We start from the raw sequence: 1,714 nt of genomic DNA on the forward strand, positions 1-1,714 counted from the left end.
CCCGGAGCGGCCACGCAAGACACGCTCTTAACCGGCCGGGGCGGGGCAACAGCATCGACCCGGATCTGCTGCGCGAACTCGCCGAGGCCCTCGACGTGGCGGGGCGCGACCCCGACTGCCGGCTGGTCGTGCTTGCCGCGGCCCCCGGCCCGGGCTTCTGCGCTGGCATGGACCTGGACGCCGCGGCGCGGGACCAGCCCGCTGGCTCGGACGCCGAGGCGTTCTTCGCGCTGCTGCGCCGGATGCGGAACCTGCCCAAGGTGATCGTCGCGACTGTGGACGGGCAGGTCACGGGCGGTGGCACCGGCCTGGTCGCGGCGAGCGACCTGGTCTGGGCAACGTCCCGCAGCACGTTCGTGCTGCCGGAGATGTTGTGGGGCCTGCTGCCCTGCTGCGTCCTGCCGTTCCTCGTGCAGCGCTGCGGGCTCCAGTTCGCCCGGGCCATGACCCTCAGCACCATGCCGGTCGAGGCCGTCGAGGCCGTCGAGGCCGTCGAGGCCGTCGAGGCCGTCGAGGCCGTCGAGGCCGAGCGGCACGGCCTGGTCGACCGGGTGGCCGAGGATTTCAGGCCGGGCCTGCGGGCCCTGAGCTACCGGCTTTCCAAGGTTGCCCCGGAGACTGTGCGGGCCGGCAAGGAATATCTGCGCACGCTGTGGCCGATCGACGCGGAGACGGAGCGGATCGCGGTGTCGGAGTTCGATTCCCTGATGAGGTCCACCCCGGTCGCCGAGCGGCTCAGCGGCGGCCTGCCCGTGACCGGGGTGGCGCGGTGAGCGGCGGGGGAACGGTCCACCTGTTCCCTGGGCAGGGCTCGCAGGCGCGCGGCATGGGCCGCGAGCTGTTCGACCGCTACCCGGCCCACGTCGCGCGGGCGGAGGCGGTCCTCGGCTACTCGGTCCGCCGCGTCTGCCTCGAGGCGACCGGCTCCGGCGAGCCGAACCTCCGTCAGACGCAGTACGTGCAGCCGCTGCTCTACGTGGTCAACGCGCTGTCCGACCTCGACCGGCGGCGCGAAGGCCTGCCCGGTCCGGACTACCTGGCAGGTCACAGCCTCGGCGAGTACAACGCACTGCTCGCCGCCGAGTGCTTCGACTTCGAGACGGGCCTGCGGCTGGTCCGGGAGCGTGGGCGGCTGATGGGCCTGGCCGACGGGGGCGGCTGATGGGCCTGGCCGACGGGGGCGGGATGCTCGCCGTGGTCGGCGCCGCGGTCGCGGACGTGACGGGATTGCTCGAGCGCGTGGGGCTCGCCGACGTGGACGTGGCGAACTGGAATTCCGCCGAACAACTTGTGCTCTCGGGAACTAAGGAAGCCCTCACCGCCGCCACCGCCGCGCTCACTGGCGCCGGGCTCGGCCGCTGCGTGCCGCTGCAGGTCAGCGCGGCCTTCCACTCGCGACACATGTCTGCGGCGGCGGAAGAGTTCCGTGCGGTGCTGGAGTCCGTCACGTTCGCGGATCCGCGTATCCCGGTGGTTGCGAACGTCACCGCGCGGCTCTACGAGCCGGGCACGGTGGCCCGGCTGCTCGCGGAGCAGATCCGCAAGCCGGTGCGCTGGTGGGAAAGCATGTCGCTGCTCATCGAGCGCGGCGTGCGGACCGGGGTCGAGGTGGGGCCGGGGACGGTCCTCGGAAAATTCTGGAGTGCGGCGCTCGCGAAGCCGGCGACGCCGCTGGGGACTGGCGTGCCGTCAACTCAGGCCCCGCGGCGGCGGG

General features: G+C 73.0%; 3 protein-coding genes. All 3 read left to right on the forward strand.

The genetic code is table 11. The annotated features are described in order from the left end of the window. Nucleotides 1-773: enoyl-CoA hydratase/isomerase family protein (locus AC08OX_RS15990; protein ID WP_476608552.1), on the forward strand; the 773-nt coding region annotated here is incomplete at its 5' end. After that, a complete protein-coding gene (locus AC08OX_RS15995) occupies nt 770-1,162 on the forward strand; it encodes an acyltransferase domain-containing protein (protein ID WP_476608553.1) in 393 nt (130 codons plus the stop codon). The genes AC08OX_RS15990 and AC08OX_RS15995, both read left to right, overlap by 4 nt. Then, the coding region (locus AC08OX_RS16000; RefSeq protein ID WP_476608554.1) for an ACP S-malonyltransferase at nt 1,162-1,714 on the forward strand (553 nt) is incomplete at its 3' end. The genes AC08OX_RS15995 and AC08OX_RS16000, both read left to right, overlap by 1 nt.

The sequence above is a fragment of the Frankia sp. CoBUL1 genome, assembly GCF_978021245.1.